15 protein-coding genes are annotated in these 20,162 nt (G+C 59.2%); 12 read left to right on the top strand and 3 right to left on the bottom strand.

Annotation, left to right across the window (positions count from 1 at the left end):
• Position 1 precedes the first annotated feature (1 nt).
• Entirely contained in the window at positions 2-217 is a 216-nt protein-coding gene (locus tag ACOOHD_RS17115; RefSeq protein ID WP_420459092.1) for a hypothetical protein, read from the bottom strand.
• Here ACOOHD_RS17115 and ACOOHD_RS17110 point away from each other — a divergent pair.
• Genes ACOOHD_RS17110 through ACOOHD_RS17090 form a run of 5 tightly spaced genes read left to right on the top strand, consistent with a single transcriptional unit; the run spans position 206 to position 5,043 of the window.
• Positions 206-472: a hypothetical protein gene (locus tag ACOOHD_RS17110; RefSeq protein WP_420459091.1), complete on the top strand. Its 267-nt coding sequence runs from the start codon at positions 206-208 to the stop codon at positions 470-472. The two genes, ACOOHD_RS17115 and ACOOHD_RS17110, sit on opposite strands and share 12 nt — an antisense overlap.
• 59 nt (positions 473-531) lie before the next feature.
• Positions 532-3,501, top strand: a complete 2,970-nt coding sequence (locus tag ACOOHD_RS17105) for a type I restriction endonuclease subunit R (protein ID WP_420459090.1) — start codon at positions 532-534, stop codon at positions 3,499-3,501.
• A 45-nt stretch (positions 3,502-3,546) separates the two neighbouring features.
• Complete coding sequence (locus ACOOHD_RS17100; protein ID WP_420459089.1) at positions 3,547-4,134, top strand: hypothetical protein; 588 nt, start codon at positions 3,547-3,549, stop codon at positions 4,132-4,134.
• A 13-nt stretch (positions 4,135-4,147) separates the two neighbouring features.
• Positions 4,148-4,582 carry a helix-turn-helix transcriptional regulator gene (locus ACOOHD_RS17095; RefSeq protein ID WP_420459088.1) on the top strand — a complete coding sequence of 145 codons (435 nt, stop codon included), beginning with the start codon at positions 4,148-4,150 and terminating at the stop codon, positions 4,580-4,582.
• A gap of 8 nt (positions 4,583-4,590) precedes the next feature.
• On the top strand, positions 4,591-5,043 hold the full coding sequence (locus tag ACOOHD_RS17090; RefSeq protein ID WP_420459087.1) for a hypothetical protein: 453 nt from the start codon (positions 4,591-4,593) through the stop codon (positions 5,041-5,043).
• Positions 5,044-5,104: 61 nt separating this feature from the next.
• Here the strand turns inward: ACOOHD_RS17090 and ACOOHD_RS17085 are convergent, their stop codons facing one another.
• Together ACOOHD_RS17085 and ACOOHD_RS17080 are read right to left on the bottom strand one after the other, a co-directional pair.
• The gene (locus ACOOHD_RS17085; RefSeq protein ID WP_420459086.1) at positions 5,105-5,629 is read right to left on the bottom strand and encodes a hypothetical protein; all 525 of its coding nucleotides are present in this window, start codon (positions 5,627-5,629) and stop codon (positions 5,105-5,107) included.
• A 97-nt stretch (positions 5,630-5,726) separates the two neighbouring features.
• A complete protein-coding gene (locus tag ACOOHD_RS17080) occupies positions 5,727-8,015 on the bottom strand; it encodes a GH92 family glycosyl hydrolase (RefSeq protein WP_420459085.1) in 2,289 nt (762 codons plus the stop codon).
• A gap of 136 nt (positions 8,016-8,151) precedes the next feature.
• Here ACOOHD_RS17080 and ACOOHD_RS17075 point away from each other — a divergent pair, with 136 nt between their 5' ends.
• The 7 genes from ACOOHD_RS17075 to ACOOHD_RS17045 all read left to right on the top strand — a co-directional run bounded on the left by ACOOHD_RS17075 (position 8,152) and on the right by ACOOHD_RS17045 (position 20,093).
• Entirely contained in the window at positions 8,152-9,270 is a 1,119-nt protein-coding gene (locus ACOOHD_RS17075) for a mechanosensitive ion channel family protein (RefSeq protein ID WP_420459084.1), read from the top strand.
• Position 9,271: 1 nt separating this feature from the next.
• Complete coding sequence (locus ACOOHD_RS17070) at positions 9,272-11,740, top strand: TonB-dependent receptor domain-containing protein (RefSeq protein ID WP_420459083.1); 2,469 nt, start codon at positions 9,272-9,274, stop codon at positions 11,738-11,740.
• Positions 11,741-11,764: 24 nt separating this feature from the next.
• Positions 11,765-12,511, top strand: coding sequence for an STAS/SEC14 domain-containing protein (locus ACOOHD_RS17065; RefSeq protein WP_420459082.1), 747 nt, complete (start codon positions 11,765-11,767; stop codon positions 12,509-12,511).
• A 55-nt stretch (positions 12,512-12,566) separates the two neighbouring features.
• On the top strand, positions 12,567-13,154 hold the full coding sequence (locus ACOOHD_RS17060) for a TetR/AcrR family transcriptional regulator (RefSeq protein ID WP_420459081.1): 588 nt from the start codon (positions 12,567-12,569) through the stop codon (positions 13,152-13,154).
• A 163-nt stretch (positions 13,155-13,317) separates the two neighbouring features.
• Positions 13,318-15,696, top strand: coding sequence for a TolC family protein (locus ACOOHD_RS17055; protein WP_420459080.1), 2,379 nt, complete (start codon positions 13,318-13,320; stop codon positions 15,694-15,696).
• A 7-nt stretch (positions 15,697-15,703) separates the two neighbouring features.
• Entirely contained in the window at positions 15,704-16,828 is a 1,125-nt protein-coding gene (locus tag ACOOHD_RS17050; RefSeq protein WP_420459079.1) for an efflux RND transporter periplasmic adaptor subunit, read from the top strand.
• A 124-nt stretch (positions 16,829-16,952) separates the two neighbouring features.
• Entirely contained in the window at positions 16,953-20,093 is a 3,141-nt protein-coding gene (locus tag ACOOHD_RS17045; RefSeq protein ID WP_420459078.1) for an efflux RND transporter permease subunit, read from the top strand.
• Positions 20,094-20,162: the final 69 nt, after the last annotated feature.

Here is a 20,162-nt window from a genome sequence, read left to right as displayed (position 1 = left end):
CTCAGTACCCTCCCCCATCACTTACGACCTCATTATCGGTGAGGCCAACGGACAACGCCGCATCCTGCGAAAAGAGCAGGATGGTAAGACCGTACAATTCAGTAAACCGGTTACGGAGAAAGGCGGCAAGGTATACGTAGTCCAAGACCCGAACGGTGACATCATTTACGTAGGTCATACCATCCGCAGCATCGGCCAGATCGCGTTGCGTGGACACACGCCCTACAACTACAAGTGGCTGACCGTAGGCGACTATACCGAACTCAAGCTTTCCGTATTTATGCTCGACATCCCCGGCAACTGCGAAGACGCTAAGCTTTACGGGGAGTCCATTGAAGCGGAACTGGTGTACCTGGTCCGCAAACAAACCGGACACTGGCCCGCCGGGCAGAACGAAATTCACTTCAACAACGACCATCCGAAAAACGCCAGACTGCGTGCCCGGGAGATGTACGACGTGATGGTGACTTGAAGCATCGCTCCTCCCTAAAAAACTTTGCACCCGCGTCCCCGCCCCACTCCCCCTGCCCCATGTCCTTTTCCGAACAAAACAGCGTAGAAAATTTCATCGTCCACCGCCTCACCGGCGTCAACCTGAACGACAAGGATTGGTCGGAAGCGGGTAAGCCCAGCTACGGCGCAAGCTGGACCTACGTAGCTCCCCAACTGTTGCGGCGAAATCCCGAAAGCGTACTGGTAGAAGTCGAGCTCAGTGAAGCCCTCCAGCGCCTGAACCCCGAGATCGCCGCCCAACCCGGCCGGGCCGATGAGGTGATCTACAAACTGCGGGGCATCCTGCTGACGGTGGGTTCAGCCGGACTTGTAGCCGCCAACGAGGAATTCGCCAAGTGGATGACCGGCGAGAAGACGATGCCCTTTGGCCCCAACCACCGTCACGTGCCGGTACGGCTGATCGACTTCGACAATCTGAACAACAACACCTACGTGGCGACCACCCAGTACAACGTGCGGAGCCGCGAAACGAAAATCCCCGATATCGTACTACTGATCAACGGGCTGCCGGTGGTCGTCGGGGAGGCAAAAACGCCGATCCGTCCCTCGGTGAGCTGGGTGGATGGGGCCCACGATATTCACGAGATTTATGAGAACTCGGTGCCGGCGCTGTTCGTACCGAATATCCTCTCCTTCGCTACGGAGGGGAAGGAACTGCACTACGGCGCGGTGCGTACGCTCCTCGACTTCTGGGGACCGTGGCGGCTCGAAGACAAGCAGGGGGAGCTGGCCCGCCACCTGGGTCTCGGCGCGGTGGGTAAGGAACTCGACGACCTGCTGCACCCTCGGCGGCTGCTCGATATTCTGCGTGACTTCTCGCTTTACACCACCAACAAGAAGAAACGCCGCATCAAGGTCATTTGCCGCTACCAGCAGTACGAGGCGGCGGGCAAGATTGTGGCGCGGGTGGTCGAAGGACGCGTCAAACAGGGATTGATCTGGCACTTCCAGGGGTCCGGGAAGTCGCTGCTGATGCTCTTTACGGCGCGCATTCTGCGGCGCATGCCGGAGCTGAAGAGTCCGACCGTACTGATTCTGGTCGACCGCACTGACCTCGATACACAGATCACCGGCACCTTTAACGCCGCCGACGTGGCCAACGTAGAGACGACCGATAGCATCCAGGACCTACAGCAAAAGCTACGGCAGGACACGCGCAAGATCATCGTCACCATGATCCACAAGTTTCGCGACGCCCCGGCCGGTATGAATGCTCGCGAGAACATCATCGTGATGGTCGACGAGGCCCACCGGACCCAGGAGGGCGACCTGGGCCGCCAGATGCGTGCCGCCCTGCCGAATGCCTTTCTGTTCGGTCTCACCGGCACTCCCATCAATAAAGCTGACAAAAACACCTTCTGGGCCTTCGGGGCACCGGAAGATGAGGGCGGCTACCTGAGTCGCTACACCTACCAGGACAGCCTCCGCGATGGCGCTACCCTGCCCCTGCACTTCGAGCCCCGGCTGGTGGATATTCACATCGACAAGGAAGGAATCGACCAACTGTTTGCCGAGTTCCAGGAAGCCACCGCGCTGGATGACCTCCAGGCCGATGCACTGAGCAGTAAGTCCGCCCGTATGAATGCCTTCCTGCGCGCCCCCGAGCGGGTGGAGAAGATCGTAGCCGACATCGCTAAGCACTTCCAGGAAAAGGTGGAACCCCACGGGCTTAAGGCCATGATCGTGACCAGTGACCGCCATGCCTGCGTACAGTACAAGGAAGAACTTGATCAGCACTTTTCCCCCGAGGCTAGTCGCGTCGTAATCTCTACTTCAGCCAGTGACACTTATGACTTCAAACAGAAGTGGGCCATCGATAAAACCGAGCAGGAGCGTATCGTAGACACCTTCAATGATGCGGGGTCGCAGGTGCAATTTCTCATCGTAACGGCAAAGCTGCTGACCGGCTTCGATGCGCCTATTTTGCAAACGATGTACCTGGATAAGTCCCTCAAAGACCATACGCTGTTGCAGGCCGTCACCCGTAGCAACCGCAAGTACCCGAATAAGCACTTCGGGCGGATCGTGGACTACTTCGGCGTCTTCGACGACGCGGCCAAGGCGCTAGAATTCGATGAGGAGAGCATTAAGAGCGTACTCACCAACTTCAGTCATTTGCGGGGGGAGGTCGGTCCGGCGATAGTTGCTACCCTGGCGCACTTCCCCAGCGTCGACCGTACCATAGAGGGGTTCACGGGACTGGAGGCTGCACAGGAGGCCATCAAGGGGGACGAAAAAAAGGATGCCTTTGCCGCCGACTACAAGAAGCTCAACAAGCTGTGGGAGAGTCTTTCCCCCGATCCTATCCTGACCCAGTACGAAGACGACTACCGCTGGCTCTCGCAGGTGTACGAGTCGGTGAAGCCCTCCTCCGATAATATCGGTAAGCTGCTGTGGTTCTCGCTGGGGGCTCAGACGACGCAGCTAATCCACGATCACGTACACGTGGGGGAGGTGCACCAGTTGGAGGAGTTCGTGCTTGATGCCGACGTGATCGACGAGATCATGAACAACCCCTCCGAGCGGCAGCGCAAGGAGCTGGAGAAAACCTTAGTGAGCCGATTCCGGAAGCACGAGGGCATTCCGGTCTTCAAGAAGCTCAGTGAGCGCCTGGAAGCCCTACGCGACCGGGCAGAACAGGGGTTGATCGTGTCGATCGAATTTGTCAAGGAGCTGTGTAAAATCGCCGCCGAGACTGTGCAGGCGGAGCGGGATCTAGCGGCGGAAGTACAGGGGAAGTCCCCCAAGGCCGCCCTCAGCGAATTGTTCCTGGAGCTAAAGAACGAGCAAACGCCGGCAGTGGTGGAGCGGGTGGTCAACGACATCGACGAGATCGTCAAGATTGTGCGCTTCCCTAGTTGGCAGACTACGACGCAGGGGGAGCGGGAGGTGCAGAAGGCCCTCAGAAAGGCGCTACTGAAGTACCGCCTGCATACGGACCAGGTGCTCTTTGAGCGGGCGTACGGATACATCAAAGAATATTACTAACAAAATGTGGTAAGTTAGCGGTGATTACGGATACCCCGTGCCGTCGTGGTCAAGACTGAAACTAAACTTAAAAGTTTACTTGTGTCAAACATTGAGCGTATATTCGCCTTAGATGGACAGCGACGCTTGTTTAGTTTGCGTCATTCAGATGTGGACTATGAGGAAGCGGACGACCATGAGTTGACCCGGTGCTACCAACTGTGGGAAGATCCGATGTACTTATTCGATTTCTACGATGCTAACCCTCAGGACCTACCTCAGAATAGTTATTATGGAAAAGTCAGTAAGGAAGATTTTGCACAAAGAACCTACGAGCAAGCGCAGCGAATCCGCCAGGCCGTCGACCAGGTTATTGCTGATCCCATGCTTGATCGCCTGAGCGAGTTGTTTCAACCCCTGCGCGATGATCATGAGCATAAGTTATTGACCAAAGTAAAGTTGGGTGGTTGGTTGCGACTCTATGGAGTACGTATGCGCACCGATCAGTTCTTCATCGTCGGTGGCGCGATCAAACTTAACCACCTCATGAAAGAGCGAGACCATCTGGAGAGGGAACTTGACCGAATGATGGTGGCACGTCAGGACCTCAGCAAACTAATACGGGCGGGGGAGTTGTTTACGTTAGTTGTTTAAGTTACAAATACCCATGGCACACGGACACGATACCTCTTTCGTTCAATCACTGGTCGACAGGGCTGAGCCCGATACTGCCTGGAAGAGACTTTCCGAAGACAGGGCACAAAACCAGGAGCACAACCGTCTGGCTTTTCAAGTTGCGACGAAAGTGCTAACCTACCTATCGGATCAGGGTAGAACTAAGACTTGGCTTGCCAACCAAATGGGAGTCACTCCGCAGCACATAGGTAAAATTCTTAAGGGCAGGCAGAACATGACGCTAGAAACCATTGGCAAGCTCGCCGAGGCTACCGGCCTTACACTACTTGAAGTACCTGAGGGTAATGCATATACTGCACCGGTTTTCCGTGCGACCGTGTTTGAAGGGCTTGTTCCTGACCTTCGCTCAATCTTTGGCGGCACTGCCGTCGAGCGTGATGCAGACTGCCTGGAGTTCGCCTACTAGCATCAGACATGGCCTATCGAGCACCAAGGTTTTCGATTCACGGCATCGAAGTCGATCAGTTCGCCGTGTTTCCGCATTCTGCCCTTCCGAAAGAAATTAACGATGTAAGGCTTAAAGTAGACTTTGAAATCACTCCAGAAATCCGCTGTTTAGTAGTACTGCAGCGTTTCCAATTTGAAGTTGAAAAGCAGGTAATTGTCACCTTACAGTTCAGAGTCCGCTTTCAGTTTCATAAAGATGACTGGGGCGCACTTGTAATTGAACCGAGTGGTTCTTTCTCAGTCCCTATAGAACTCGCACGTCACCTGACCGCAATCTGTCTCGGTACCGGTCGGGGTATCCTCTACGAAAAGCTACAGCGGGAGGGTACTTACATTAACCTAATTTGGCCAATTATCGACGTGAGGAAAATTATACAGGAGACTGTTACATTCGATCTTACATCACCCCCAAAAAAATAGCCCCACGACCAAAGGCCGCAGGGCTATCACCGTAGTCCGTGACTACGATTTTAGCTAAAGCTTACTTACCGCCCAGCTTAGCGGCACCGGCATCCAGTGCACTAGCCAGCATGGTCAGGCCCTGGTTGCCACCACCTACCTGGCGGGTCTCGGTGGCGAGCTCGGAGAGCAGATTGGATACGCGGGGACCGTCGATGTTAGCAGCACCGAGCTCGTCCTTCAGGCTACGCAGGTTGGTTACGATACCGTCGGTACCATCCATGCCTTCGAGCTCGCTGATCCAGGAGTCGATGTTGGAAACGGCGGTGCTGGGAGCCAGGGCGGTGATGTCACCACCGGCACCTTGCACGGCGTCCATGGTCTGCTGTACCTGGGCATCCGTACCGGCCATGTCCATGTCGGCGTCCATGCTCTGGTCGGGGTCGATGCCGTCGGTCATGTCCTCATTGTCGAGGCCCTGGGGATTGACCTCGCGGTCCGTCATCGGGCGGGTTTGGTCGTCGGTGGTGTTTACGTCGCTGTCATTGGGCCGGGGCGTACAGGCCATGATGGCGAAGGCGAACACGAGAAGAATCAGATTTTTCATAGTAATACGTGTTGGTTTGTCAAAAGGGTTCGGTAGCTCAAACCTCAAATTGCGGAAGTTGTTGCGAGATTTTTTATCTTAGCCGGTTGGCCTACGCTCAGTCAACCCCCCAATCCGTATTCGGTAGTTCCCCCACCCGTAATTCCAGTGCGCCGCCGGCCGCTACCGTCACAAACGGCAGGTGCACCGATGACCACGAACGGCCATTCAGCGTAGCCGACTGGATGTACAGATCCTTCTCCGGCTGCCCAACCGTGCGAATCGTAAACCGCTCCCCACCGTAGTAATCCGGGTGAAGGTGAAAGACAACCTCCCCGAAAACTGGTGTCGTGATCTCATAGCTAGGCTCCACCGCCGCGCTACCGTCCACGCTGAATAGCCCCACGGCCAACAGCACCCCGAGCGCGCCCATCTGCCCCTGGTCCTCATCCCCGTGATACCCCCCGTAGGCCGTGGTATCGGCGTAGGTGTCCTTGACGGCGCGCACCCACCGCTGACTGAGCCAGGGTGCCCCGGCTACGTTGAACAGGTGGGCCATGGCGGTGCCCGGCTGATTGCCGTAATCGACCCAGTTGGCAGCGTGGACCTTATCGGCCGACTTCAGCCAGTCCTCCGCCGCCCGCTCGAAGGAGCCGTTGAGGGAATCGAGGTAGGCCTGCCGCCCCCCGAAGAGCTCCATCAGTCCCGGTAGATCGTGGGGCACGTAGTGCGAATAGATCGCACAGTTGGCCTCGCAGAAGCCGCGGGCGCTGAAATCGTCCACCACGGGCGAGAAATCATCGATCCAGCTCCCGTCCATCTCGCGCGGGTGCATGTAGCCGGTGGCCGGGTTCCAGACGTTGCGGTAATTCTGAGAGCGCTCCATGAAAAAGGTGTAATCCTCCTCCTTACCCAGCCGCTTAGCAATCTGGGCTAAGCACCAGTCCTGGTAAGCGTATTCAAGGGTCATCGAAGCCCCATCCTTATGCCCCCCCGGGCCCTCGATACCCTCCGGTACGTAGCCGCGCTCCTCGTAGTACTGCATCCCACCCCCGTAGGCCGGCGTGCGGTGCTCGTAGCCGGCGTGGTCGCGGATGCCACCCACGAAGGCATTCTTGCGTAAGCCCTCATAAGCCGCCTCCACGTCGAAGTCGTCGATCCCCTTATTCAGCGCCGCGGCAAAGAAGCTCACCGCCGGGTCGCCGATCATCACGTAGGTGTAGTTGCCACCCGATGGCCCCCGTGGGATCAATCCCCCGTTGCGGTACATATCCACCATCGTGTTGCAGAAGCCGGCCATGATCTCGGGATATACCAGCGACCAGAGGATATTAAGCGACCAATGACTGCCCCACCAGGCGTCGAAATTATAGTGCGGGTAGCCGTTGCTGGCCGTACGCACCACGGCCGTGTCACCGGTATTGTCGACGTAGGAGCCGTCCACGTCGCTCACGATGCGCCGTCCGAGCAGGGCATGCCAGAGATCGGTGTAGAGCTTCACGGTGCGTGCCTCGGTGCCCCCACTTACCTCCACGCGGCTCAGCATCTCGTTCCACTCCTCACGGGATTCCCGGCGTACCCGCTCGAAGTCCCAGTGGGGTAGTTCGGCAGCGAGGTTAGCGCGGGCAGCCGCTAGGGAGGTATACGAGAGGGCCACCTTGAGGTGTAGCTCAGTGAGCGTGGGGTCAAAGCTGACGAAGGCCCCCACGTCCTTGCCGGCCACCTCACCATCCGTTTGCACCGGCGACCCCGCCCGCCATCCCCCAAAGGCTGTCATGTTCTGGTCCAGCTGGGCGATGAAGTAGAGCTTGACGGGCTTCGGACGGCGGTGAGTAGGCCCCATGATCACGTAGCCCTCCAACTCGCGTGGCGAGACACGGTGCACCATGCTATAGTCGGTCGAGTCGTGCGCCAGGAAGGCCCCGGTGTCGAAGAGTAGGTGGCGTGCCCCCTCCCCATTAAAGCGGTAACGGTGCAGTCCCACGCGGGTGGTGGAGGTAAGTTCTACGTCCACGTCGTAGCGGTCAAGGTGGAGCTTATGGTAACCCGGCGCGACCTCCTCCGTGGCGTGGGAGAAGCTGCTCTGGGTGGCGTCCATACCCCGGTGGCCCAGCATCTCGCCCGTGGTGGGCATGACCGGTACCCCCGAAAGTTGCCAGGCATGTACGTGGCTGAAGCAGCGCACGGTGGTGCTGTCGTAGAGGTAGCCCGACTTCCAGCTGCCCCTGACGTTCGTATCCGGGCTCAGATTCACCATTCCGAAGGGCCGGCTGGCCGAGGAGAAGTAGAACCAGCGGGACTGGTGGGTGTCGGTGAGGGGGTTGACGTAGTCTACGGGCTGGCGGGGCTGGCCGCTAAGGTGTAACCCAAGTAAGAGCGTAGTCCACACGGTCATCCAACGCAGCATACTTTCCGAATTTTGGTCCCGGAAGGTAAGCAAATGGGCGGGGCCGCAGGTGCAAAAATCCTTAAAGTGTAAATAGTTCTGTAAATAGAGAACCATACGAACCTGTAGAGCGTTAGGCCACTACGACCACCGCGCAATGGAATCCCTTCACCTTACTACCCAGGACATCACCTGGATCATCTTCGTCACCCTGACGGTAGCCCTACTCTGGTCGGGGGCCCACTTCGGTATCCGGATGATCATCCGCCGGCTGGAGGCACGGGGCAGGAAGCCAGTGGTGCTTCCCACCATCCGCAAGATTCTAAAGGTCTTCGTCTTGGTGCTCGGGGCCGGTTTGATCAGCTATGCCTTTCTGGACCACGAGCAGTTCGCGGCGATGAACCAAAACATCCTACGGGTGACCTGGATCGCCTTTGTGATGATGGCTACGATCATCGTCTCCGCGGTGGTGAGTGCCTTTTTTGAGCGGCGGATCAAAGCCACCAGTGCCCGCGACCGGCAGGATACTACGACCTATAAGTACCTCAACTCCCTGGCTACGGTGGGCATCTACGCCACGGGCATCATCCTGACGGCCCTGGCCATTCCCGCCGCCCGCGACCTGGCCACCACCGCCCTGACCGGTGCCGGTGTGCTGGCCCTCATCATCGGTGTGGCCGCCCAGGAGGCCTTTGCTAATGTGATCGGGGGGCTGTTCATCGCCTTCTTCAAGCCCTTCCGCCTGGGTGACGTGATCAAGGTGACCGATACCGTGGGCCGCGTCGAGGACCTTACCCTGCGACATACCGTCATCAATAACTTCCAAAACAAGTGCGTCGTGATCCCCAATGCCATCATCAATAAGGAGAAAATCGAGAATTACACCCTCACCGAGTACCGGACCTGCGAGTTTGTCGAGATCGGCATCAGCTACGACTCCGACATCGACCGAGCTATGACGATCATGCGCGAGGAGGCTACGGCCCACGATTACCTCATCGACAACCGCAGTGAGCGGGAAAAAAAGGACGGCAAGCCGGTGGTCGACGTACAGGTCATCGGCCTGGGCGACAGCAGCGTCAACCTACGAGCCTGGGTGTGGGCGGCTACCTACGTGACCGGCTTCAGAATGCGCAACGACCTCTACAAATCCATCAAGCAGCGCTTCGATCGGGAAGGCATCGAGATCCCCTTCCCCCACCGCACACTCGTGCACAAGAACCTCGCCGCTAAACTGACCGCCACCCCGGCGGCCCACAACAGCCATATCCACTAACATGAAATATACGACTACTCTTCTCCTCACGCTGCTGTTACTGAGCGGTACCCTATTCGCCCAGCGCCCCGCCGTAACCGGCGGTATCAAAGGAAGCATCCGAGGCACCATTACGGATGCCGCCTCCGCTACCCCCGTCGAGTACGCCACCATCGTGCTGCTCTCCGCCGAGGGGGAACAGCAGATTACCGGCACCGTCAGTGAAGCCGGTGGGAACTTTCGCCTCTCCGACGTACCCACGGGCAACTATCAACTGCGGATCAGCTTCATCGGCTACGAGGAGCAGACGCTACCGGAGGTGAATACCACCCCCAAGAGTCCCGACCTGGACCTCGGCACGATCGCCCTGGGTACCGATGCCGTCCTGCTGGAGGGCGTAGAGGTAGTGGGAGAATCCGCCCTGGTGGAGAACCGCATCGACAAGCTCGTCTACAACGCCGAAAAGGACGCCACCAACTCGGGCGGCGACGCCAGCGACGTGCTACGTAAGGTGCCTCTGCTCAGCGTCGACCTGGAGGGCAACGTGAGCCTACGCGGCTCCTCTAACCTCCGGATACTGGTGAATGGCCGCCCTTCTACCATCTTCGCCAGTAGCGTGGCCGATGCACTTAAAAGCATCCCCAGCGACCAGATCAAATCGGTAGAGGTGATCACTACCCCCTCGGCCCGCTACGACGGCGAGGGCTCCGGCGGAATCATTAACATCATCACCAAGAAGAAGGAAGCCCAGGGCTTCACCGGTACGGTAAACTCCAGTATCGGTACCCGGCAGAACAACGCCGGGCTGAACGTAAATTCCTTGCTAGGACGCTTCGGGATAAACGGTGGGGCCAACGCCTTCTGGTCCTGGAAACGCGACGGTACGATCGACTTTTTGCGCACCGACCTGGTCGACGGCCGCCCCGTACGTACCCTCACCCAGCAGGGGACCAACGGAAACCAGATCCTTGGCCTCAACGGTAACCTGGGTGCCTTTTATGACTTCAACGCCTACAATAGCCTGAACCTGAGCGGCCGGTACAATCGCTTTAGCCGCAGCAACGATGGTACCACCTTCGGCACGATCGACAATTTCGCCAGTGCTGAGAACATCACCTTCGACCGCTTCAACGACAGCGAGAACGACAATAGCGGCTTCGACGCTACCCTCGACTACCGCAAGACCTTCCCCGATCAGGAGGGCCGCGAACTGGTCCTTGCCTTCCAACTCAGCGGGCAGGAGAGCCGCACCGACAACACCGTCGACCAGAGCGGCGGCCTGCCCATCTACCAGCGCGACCTCATCAACACCAACGACGGCACCAATCTGGAGTACACCGGACAGCTCGACTACACCCACCCCTGGTCGGAAGCCATCAAGATGGAGACCGGCGTGAAGGCCGTACTGCGCCGCATCGACAGTGACTACCGCACCCAGGTGAAGCCGAATGACAACAGTTCATTTAGCGATGATCCTACCCTGACGGACCTCTTCCTGTACGACCAGGACGTCTACGCTGCCTATCTGAGCTTCAACGTAAACATCGGAGAAAAATGGGGACTGGTGGCCGGTGCCCGCTACGAATCGACCGAGATTGGCGGGGAGTTCCGCAGTGAGAACCCTAGTTTCGAGAACAGCTATCAGAACTTCCTCCCTAGCATCATCCTGAACCGCCAGCTCAACCAGTTCAGCAACCTGAAGGCCAGCTACACCGAGCGCATCCAGCGGCCGAGCCTCTTCTACGTCAACCCCTTTACCACCATTTCCGACCCCAACAGTCTACAGATCGGCAACCCCGACCTGGAGCCCGAGCTCGTCAACCAGTACGAGCTGGCCTACAACACCTACATCAAGGGGGTGGTACTCAATGCCTCGGTGTACCTGCGCCAGACCGAGGACCTCATCGAATCCTTCCTCCGCGTGGGGGAAAACGGCATCGCCAGTACCACTACCTTCCTTAATATCGGCAGTAGCGATACTTACGGAGCTAATGTGTTCACCTCCTTTACGCTGTTCAAAAAACTACAGTTGCGGGGTAGTTTCAACTACGGCCGCTACAATGGTACGGGTATCGTCGGGGGCGAGGAGCTCGAGCGTTCGGCCGATGTCATCAGCGGTAATGCCGGGGGCAGTTATACTGTTACCGATAAGCTGCGACTGGACTTCTTCGCCTTCGGCCGCGGGCCCCAGCAGACCCTACAGGGTAATACTCCCGGCTTCAGCATCTTCGGTATGGGGGCCAATTACGACATCAGCGAGCGGACGGCCGTGGGCATCCGCATCATCGAGCCATTCAGCGAGGACAAGGTATTTGGTACCGACCTGAGCGGGCCTGACTTTATCCAGTCCTCTGAATTCACCATTCCCTTCCGCAGCTTCGGCATCAACCTGACCCACAAATTCGGTGCGATCGATTTCAAGGCTCAGAACCGCCGCAGCCGCGTGCGCAACGAGGACCAGAAGGAGGGCGGCGATAATCAGCAATTCTAAATTTCTCAACTTTAAACTAACACCATGATCACCTTTGCCACTACCACCCAGCCCGACATCGTCAGCTACACGATCGACGGCACCTTCGATGGCCGTAAGGTCAACGAGGTCGTCAGCCGTATCAAAGAAACCGCCGATCGCCAGGGCAAGATTCGCCTCCTGGGCGTCATCAAATCGCTGGACGGCATCACCAACCTTGCCGGGGTCTTCAAGAATTTTGGCCACCAGCTCGGGCTCATCCGGCAGGTGGAGAAGTACGCCATCATGACGGATAAAAAGTGGCTTTCCACTTTGGCTAACATCGAAGGCTTCTTCGTGCCGAACATGGACGTAAAAACCTTTTCACTCGACCAGCGCGAGCGGGCCATGCAGTGGCTGAGCAAGCCTACCGCCGATGCTACCCGCAACGTTACCTCCCTCGACGTCGCGGGCGAGCACGCCCTTGGCATCCGGATAGCCGGTACGCTCGGTCGGGCAGACTACGACTTCATCAATCAGCGCATCGATACGCAACTGATGCAGGGGGGGGACGACGAGGATGAGCTGCGGCTGTTGATCCAGGTGGCCGATTTCGATGGCTTTACCCTGCGTGGTTTCTGGGAAGATATTAAAAGTGAGGTGAAGTACTACTCCCGCATCGAAAAGGTGGCGCTGGTTACCGAAAAAGACCTGAGCACGGTCGTCAACGTGGCGGACTTCATTACCCCCGGCCTCGAGATGAAATACTTCCCCGGTTCGCAACTGGAGGCCGCAAAGACCTGGCTTCGGTAAACTGACGGGCAACCCAACCGCCCGTCTTTTCCTCCTTACTTCCAAATGCACCCCTATGGAGCCTAGTACCACCACATCCGCCGCTAATGACATCCTCGCCGCAGCGCGTACCCTATTTCAGGAGCGTGGTAGCACCGAGGTATCCGTGGCGGACGTCTGCGCCCTTGCCGGGGTAAGTGAACGGCTATTTTACCAGTACTTCGAGGATACCGCTGCGGTGGGCCGGCTCATTCTGCAGCAGTTTCTGGACACCGGGCTTCGGCGCTACCAGACGCTGCTGGAGCAAGCTAAGCCGCTGACCGAACGGCTCTATGACATCATGAACTGGAAGGCGACCTACACCCGGCAGCTTTCCGACGAGTTTCTCGATGAGCTGTTCCAGGCGACCGACCCCCTGATCCGGGAGGTGCTAGACCAACACCGCAAACAGCGGCAGGCGATCCTTTCCCACCACCTCTACCGCGGAATCGGTAAGGGTGAGCTATCGGATAGCCTCAACGTACCCTTCATTCTCTATATGATGGACGAGGTAAGCGAACTCATGTCCCAGGAAGCCAGTATCGCGATGTTTCCCGATGCCAACGAGCGTATGCGAATCCTTACCGAATTTCTCTTTTTCGGTATCGTGGGCCCCCGGCGTTAGGAAGAGCTTTAGGTGTTCTGGAAGACTGTTTTTTAACGGCCCGTCGTAAATTGTTACGGCGGGCCTTCCCTTATCCGAGAAACACACACGGGCTTGTTTATTTTGTTCTTAAGTTATCGAACCAAAGAAACATGTAAGCGTTGTATCGGTATATTCACTGCACATGAAATCATCCCGCCCACCGGGGGAGCTTGACAAAGACGGCATTCCGCTGCGCTACGTCGGTACCCTCCGCTTCCTCCTCATTTTATTCTTCTGGCTTGTATTGGGCCTGCTCGCCTTTGCCCAGACGCCGCTACGGGTGACGATGCTCTCCGACGCAGCTACGGCGGGGGAGCCTAGTCTCGACAGTCTCATTGGTAGCGAATTGGAGGCCATTCTGGCCAGCCGCTACCAGCTCGATCTTGGTACCCTGTATACCGGAGGGGAGCCAGAGACCATGGAGACGGCCATTCAGGAAGCCTACCGCAGTGCCGATGTAGTCGTAGCTACCGGTCTAGCCACCAGCACCGCACTGATGGAGCGGGGTACCTATGCCCGGCCAAGTATTGCCGCCGTGGTACTGGCTGCCGGCCAGCGGGGCGGACCGGAAGGTACCGGGGTAGAAAATTTCACCTTTATTCAGTCACCCTTCGACATTGGTCGCGACCTGCGCACGCTGCGGGAGCTGGTCGACTACGACGTGCTGACGGTGCTTACCACCCCGAATATGCGCCGGGGTATGGCCGGAGTGATCGATGCCGAACTGCCCGACGCCACGGTACGCTACGTAGAGGCCGGCCCCACCGCGGCTGCCGCCCTGGCCGAAATCGACGGCAGTCAGGCGGTTTACCTCACCCCGCTTACCGGCAGTATGCCCCTGAGCGAGCAGATCACGCTGCTCGATAGCCTGGCCGACCGTGGCGTGGCCACCTTCTCACTCCTGGACCAGCCCTTGCTTTCCCGGGGGGCACTGGCTGCCTACTCCAGTACGGAAAACCTGGAACAGCTCCCCCGCCGCGTGGCCCTGGATGCCCTCCGGATCATGGACGGGCTGCCCGCCGCCGGGCTCAGCACGGAGCTCACCACCTACACCTCCGAACTGCTCATCGATATGGCGGTAGCCCGCCGGGCCGACATCTATCCTAACTGGGAAACCCTCTCCGGTGCCACCCTACTCAATCCCAACGACCTACCCGACGCCCGCACTCTTACCCTGGAGGGCGCCGTACTCGAAGGGCTGGCCAACAACCTCGGCTACGACCTGAGCGCCTATGACGTAGCCCTGGCAGTCACCGAGGTCGACATCGCCCGCAGTGATCTACTGCCCCAGCTGGAGGTCGCCACCACCGTGACTCGACTCGACGGCCAGACCGTAGCCAGCTCCTTCGGACAGCAGGGGCAGTATAACTGGACGGCCAACGGCACCCTCAACCAGGTCATCCTTTCCGAACCGGCCTTCGCTAACGTGGCCATCAACCGCTTTTTGCTCGAAGGCCAGCAGGCCGCCCTAGAGCAGACCCAGCTCGACGTCGTGCTCGATGTAGCCACCGCCTACCTCAACGTCCTACAGTCCAAGGTCTTTGCCGATCTACAGAACGAGAACCTGGCCGTCACCCGCGCCAATCTTAACTCCGCCACCACTAAACAGAAAGTAGGGGCCGGGGGAGCTACCGACGTCTACCGTTGGGAAAGCGAGCTGGCCCTTAACAAGATCGAGGTCAATAACGCCCAGGCCCAGCTCGCCCAGGCCCGCTATAACCTCAACCAGCTTCTCAACCGCCCCATCAACGAGGACTTCCAATTACCGGACTTCACCGGTCAGGACACCCTGCTCGGGCTCGTGGGCCAGACCATCCTACCACTACTCAATAGCCCCCGCGACCTTGACCGCCTGGCCAACTTCCTCGCCGACGAAGCCCGCCGCAACCTCCCGGCACTCGATCAGCTTGATGCTGCCATCAATGCCCAGGAACGCCAATTACTTTCCGCGGAGCGCGCCTTTTACCTGCCCCGAGTAGCCATCAACGGACAGTACAACTACCGAGTAGCCAACTACGGCACCGTGCCCTTGCCCGAAGACCTCGGCTTCGACTTTGCCAGCGAGGACCGCCCCCGCAGCACCTATACCCTGGGACTGAACGTAGCCATCCCCATCTTTCAGGGTGGGCGCCGCAAGTTCGTGGCCGAGCGCGCTCGGGTCTCCGTCCTCCAGGCCCAGACCCAGCGGCAGGACCTCGAAAATCAGCTCCTCCAACGCCTCTACTCCGACGTAGAGACCATGGTGGCCAGCTACCGTAACCTCAACCTGGCCCGGCAGGCGGCCGAAACCTCTACGGCCAACTTCCGCATCATCGAGGACCTCTACCGCGCCGGTGCCACCAACGTCACCAGCTTAGTCGACGCCCAGAACGTCACCCTCCAGTCCAATATCAACGCCACCAACGCCGGCTACCAGTTCGTCGCCGACTTTATCGCCCTGCAACGCTCCACCGGCAGCTACCAGTTCCTCTCCGGCCCCGCCGAGCAGACCGACTTCCTGCGCCGCTTTATAGAATATTAATTTAGCAATGAACTATCTACCCCTCATCCTCCTCCCACTCCTCTTCACCGCCTGCGGCGGCAATGAGGAGGTAAAAGTCGAGACCCGCACCCGCGCCATCCGCTACGGCGAGGTCATGACCGACAACGGCACGACTACCCAGACGTACACCGGGGTGGCCACCGCCGCCGGCGAGACCCCCCTTTCCTTTCGCGTCAGCGGCACCATCCGGAGCCTGCCGGTCAAGCTCGGTGAGCGCGTGAGAAAGGGTCAACTGATCGCCACCATCGACCCCGCCGACCTGGAAGTACAGCGTAGCCAGTCCTCGGCCCAGTACGAGGCTAGTCAGGCCCAGTTACAGAGTACCGAGACCCAGCTCGTCGCCGCCCGCGCTGCCTACGAGCGCACCACCCGCCTCTACGAGAGCAACAGCGTCTCCTTGAGCGAATTCGAGCAGGCCCGCAGCCAATTTCAGAACGCCCAGGCCCAGGTCGAAGCCGCCCGCAGTCAGCTCAACGCCAGCGGGGCGCAGGTCCGCGCCGCCCGCAACCAGGTCAGCTACACCCGCCTGACGGCCCCCTTCTCCGGCATCATCACCACCCTGAACGCCGAGGCCAACGAGTACGCCGGCTCCGGCAAGACCATCGTCACCCTCAGTACCGAGGAGGACCCCGAGGTGGAGGTCAACCTCCCGGAAAGCCGCATCGGCGTCGTCCGTACCGGTATGCCCGTTCGCATCACTTTCCCCGCCCTCAACGACCAGGAGTTCGACGGTACGGTCAGCGAAGTGGCCTACGCCTCGGGCGACGCCCCCAGCTACCCGGTGGTGATCCGCATTGCCGAGTCCACCCCCACCATCCGCCCCGGCATGGCCGCCAGCATCCGCTTTACCTTTAACGATGGAAACGACGGCGGTGACTTACTGCTCACTCCCATCGAGTCGGTCACCGAGGGGCCCGAGACCAAATTCGTCTACCTGCTTACCCCCAGCGACAGCAGCGCCAATTACGTCGCCCACAAGCGTCCCATCACCATCGGTGCCCTACACGACAATGGTTTCGAGGTCACCAGCGGCCTCCAGCCCGGCGATAAGGTCGCCACCGCCGGCCTCAAACAACTGCTCGATGGCATGGAAGTGCGCCTCCTGGAATAGTTATCCCACCTGCCCCTCCAACTGCGTAGCAGTTTCCCTACTCCGACCCCGGATGAAATCCGGGGATACCCCCCCCGCCCTTCACCAGGTCCACCGCACCAGCGGCCCCGCCCACCTCCCCCCCATGAATATCGCCAAGCTAGCTATCACCCACAACCGGGTCACCATCCTCATCGTCCTCATGATCGCCATCATGGGCCTGGTGGGCTACAACAACCTGAGCCGCAATGCCATGCCACCCTTCACCATCCGCGTGGCGAGCGTCGTGACGCCCTTTCCCGGAGCCAGCGCCGAACGGGTAGAGGAACTGGTCACCGAGCAGATCGAGCGCACGGCCCAGGAGCTGGCCGCCGTCAAGCGTATCAGCAGCGAGAGCCGCACCGGACTGAGCGTAGTCAGCGTCGAGCTCGAACCCAGCGTGACGAAAGAGAACATGCAGCCCGTCTTCGACCGCCTGCGCCGCAAGCTCGAAGAATTACAACCTACTATGCCCGACGGAGTAGGCCAGATCAACGTCAAGGACGACGGCCTCGGCGTAGTCTACGGCATCCAGCTCGGACTGGCCGGCGGCGGCTACAGTCTCGACGAGCTCGAAGAGCAGGCTAAGGACATCCGCGACGACCTGGTCAAGCTGCCCGACGCGGCCGAGGTGGAGATCAGCGGCCTGCGGCAGGAGCAGATCTTCGTCGAGTTCGACAACGCCCGCCTGGCCCGTTACGGCCTGAGTGCCAACGAGCTACAGCGCAACATCACGGCCACCAACATCGTCTTCCCCGGTGGCGAGGTCACGGTGGGCGACCAGCGCGTCGTACTTGAACCCACCGGCAACTTCGAGGACCTGAGCGACCTGGAAAACACCATCGTCAACCTCAGCGGCGACGAGACGGCCAAGCTCGGCGAGATCGCCCGCATCACCCGCGGCTACACCAACCCCCCGGAGCGCCTCGTGCGTCTGGACGGTCAGCAGGGCCTTGTGGTCGGCGTGGCCGTCAAGGAGGGGGCCAACCTGATCGAGCTCGGCGAGGCCGTCGACGCCCGCGTGGCCGTCTACAACGAGACCCTGCCCCTGGGCATGCAGCTGGAGCGCATCGCCAGTCAGGATGCCTTCGTACAGGCCAGCGTGAGCGGCTTCGTGAGCAACGTGCTGCAGTCGGTGGGCATCGTACTGGCCGTCATGTTCCTCTTCCTGGGTTGGCGCACGGGGCTGGTGGTGGCCAGCCTCATCCCCCTGGCCATCGTCATGACGCTGCTGCTCATGAACCTCTTCGACGTGGGCCTCAATCAGGTCACCCTTGCCGCCCTTATCATGGCGCTGGGCCTGCTGGTCGACAACGCCATCGTCATCTCCGAGGCCATGATGGTACGCATGGAGGAGGGCATGGAACCCCGCAGGGCCGCCTACGCCGCTACCGGTGAGCTAGCTATTCCCTTGCTCATCTCCTCCTTGACCACCTCGGCGGCCTTTCTGGCCTTCTTCCTGGCCGAAAACACGATGGGGGAAATGATGGGCCCGCTCTTCGTGGTCATCACCTTCGCGCTCCTGAGTAGCTGGATCATGGCCATGACGGTGGTGAGTATGCTGGGTGTTGCGCTCATCCGCGTCAAGACAAAGCAGGGCGGGGCCGCAGGTGCAACCGACGTAGAAGGGGAACCCGAACCCGTCAAGCAGGACATCTTCGGCAAGCTCAATAACTACTACGGCGACCTCATCTACTGGGCCCTCAAGCGCCCCTGGCTGATGCTGGGCCTCGTGATCGGTATGTTCATCGGCTCTCTGGCGCTGTTCACTCAAATTCCCTTCATCTTCTTCCCCGACAGCGACCGCAACCTGGTGACGATGAACGTGAACCTGCCCCTGGGTACGGACATCAACCGCACCTCCGAGATCGTGGCCGACATCGAGGACTACATCAATCAAAATCTGATCGTACCGGAGGACGACGAGGATGCCTACGGCATCACCGACTTCACCAGCTTCATTAGCGAGGGCCCCTCTTCCTACGACCTAGGCTACCAGCCCGGGGAGGCCAACACGGGCTACGCCCACGTGCTGATGAATACCAGCCGCTACGAGGCCAACCAGCGCGTGATCGACGAGTTGGAGGAATACACTTACGAGAACTTTCCAGATGCCGACATTACCGTAGGCCCGCTGGCCGGCGGCGGTGGTGGGGCCAGTGACGTGGCTATCCGCATCAGTGGTCCGGAGGTCGACCGGCTCTACGCCATCTCAGACGAGATCAAGCGAGTGCTCAACGGCATGCCCGAGGCTACCAACATCAGCGACGACTGGGGGCCGAAGAGCAAGAAGGTGGTCATCGATATCGATCAGGAGCGGGCCGAGCGGGCCGGGGTGACCAACCAGGATGTGGCCGTGTCGCTGCGCACCAGCCTTAGCGGCTACAATGCCGGCTCTTTCCGGGAGGACGAGGACGCACTACCCATCATGATGCGCGGTATTGGAGCAGAGAATTACACCGTGCAGGACCTACGGGGCCTTAACGTCTTCGCCCAGGGCTCCGGCGAGAACGTACCCCTGACCCAGGTGGCCGACGTGGACGTAGCCTGGCAGTACGCCAAGATCAAGCGGCGCGACCTGTACCGGACCATGACCATCAGTGCTGACGCCCGCGACGGCTTTACGGCTACCAACGTAACCTCCGCGCTTACCCCTCAATTGCAGGAATTGCAAAAGGGCTGGCCGGCGGGCTACACCTTCGAGCTGGGGGGGGAAAGCGAGCAGAGCAGTGAGGCCATGATGGCCGTGGCTAACAAGCTGCCCCTGGCGGCCTTCATCATCGTGCTCCTGCTGATGGTGCAGTTCAACAGCTTCCGCAAGATGGGTATCGTGCTGGCCACCATTCCCCTGGGCATCATCGGGGTGATCCTGGGGCTGCTGCTGTTCCAGTCCTACTTTGGCTTTATGGCCTTCCTGGGGGTAATCTCCCTGGCCGGTATCCTTATCAATAATGCTATCGTACTCATCGACCGCATTGAGATCGAGGAGAAGGATGGTAAGACCGAGTTCCGCGCCATCGTGGATGCCTGCAAGCAACGGTTCCGGCCTATACTACTGACCACTTTTACTACCACCCTCGGTCTTATCCCCCTCTACCTCGGTGGCGGGCTGATGTGGGAGCCCATGGCCGTGGCCATTATGGTGGGACTACTCTTCGCTACGGTGATCACGCTGCTATTCGTACCGGTGACCTACAAGCTGCTCTTCGGTATCAAGGAGCGGGAAGTAGAAGCGGATTTGGTTTGATAGTATAATTAGTTCTATATTTACCGAACCAATCATACATCGGTAAGTTATACTCATACACCAACGTGC

It is taken from the genome of Neolewinella sp., from assembly GCF_965214665.1.
GTDB lineage: Bacteria > Bacteroidota > Bacteroidia > Chitinophagales > Saprospiraceae > Neolewinella.
This window is presented reverse-complemented; position numbering and strand designations above follow the sequence as displayed.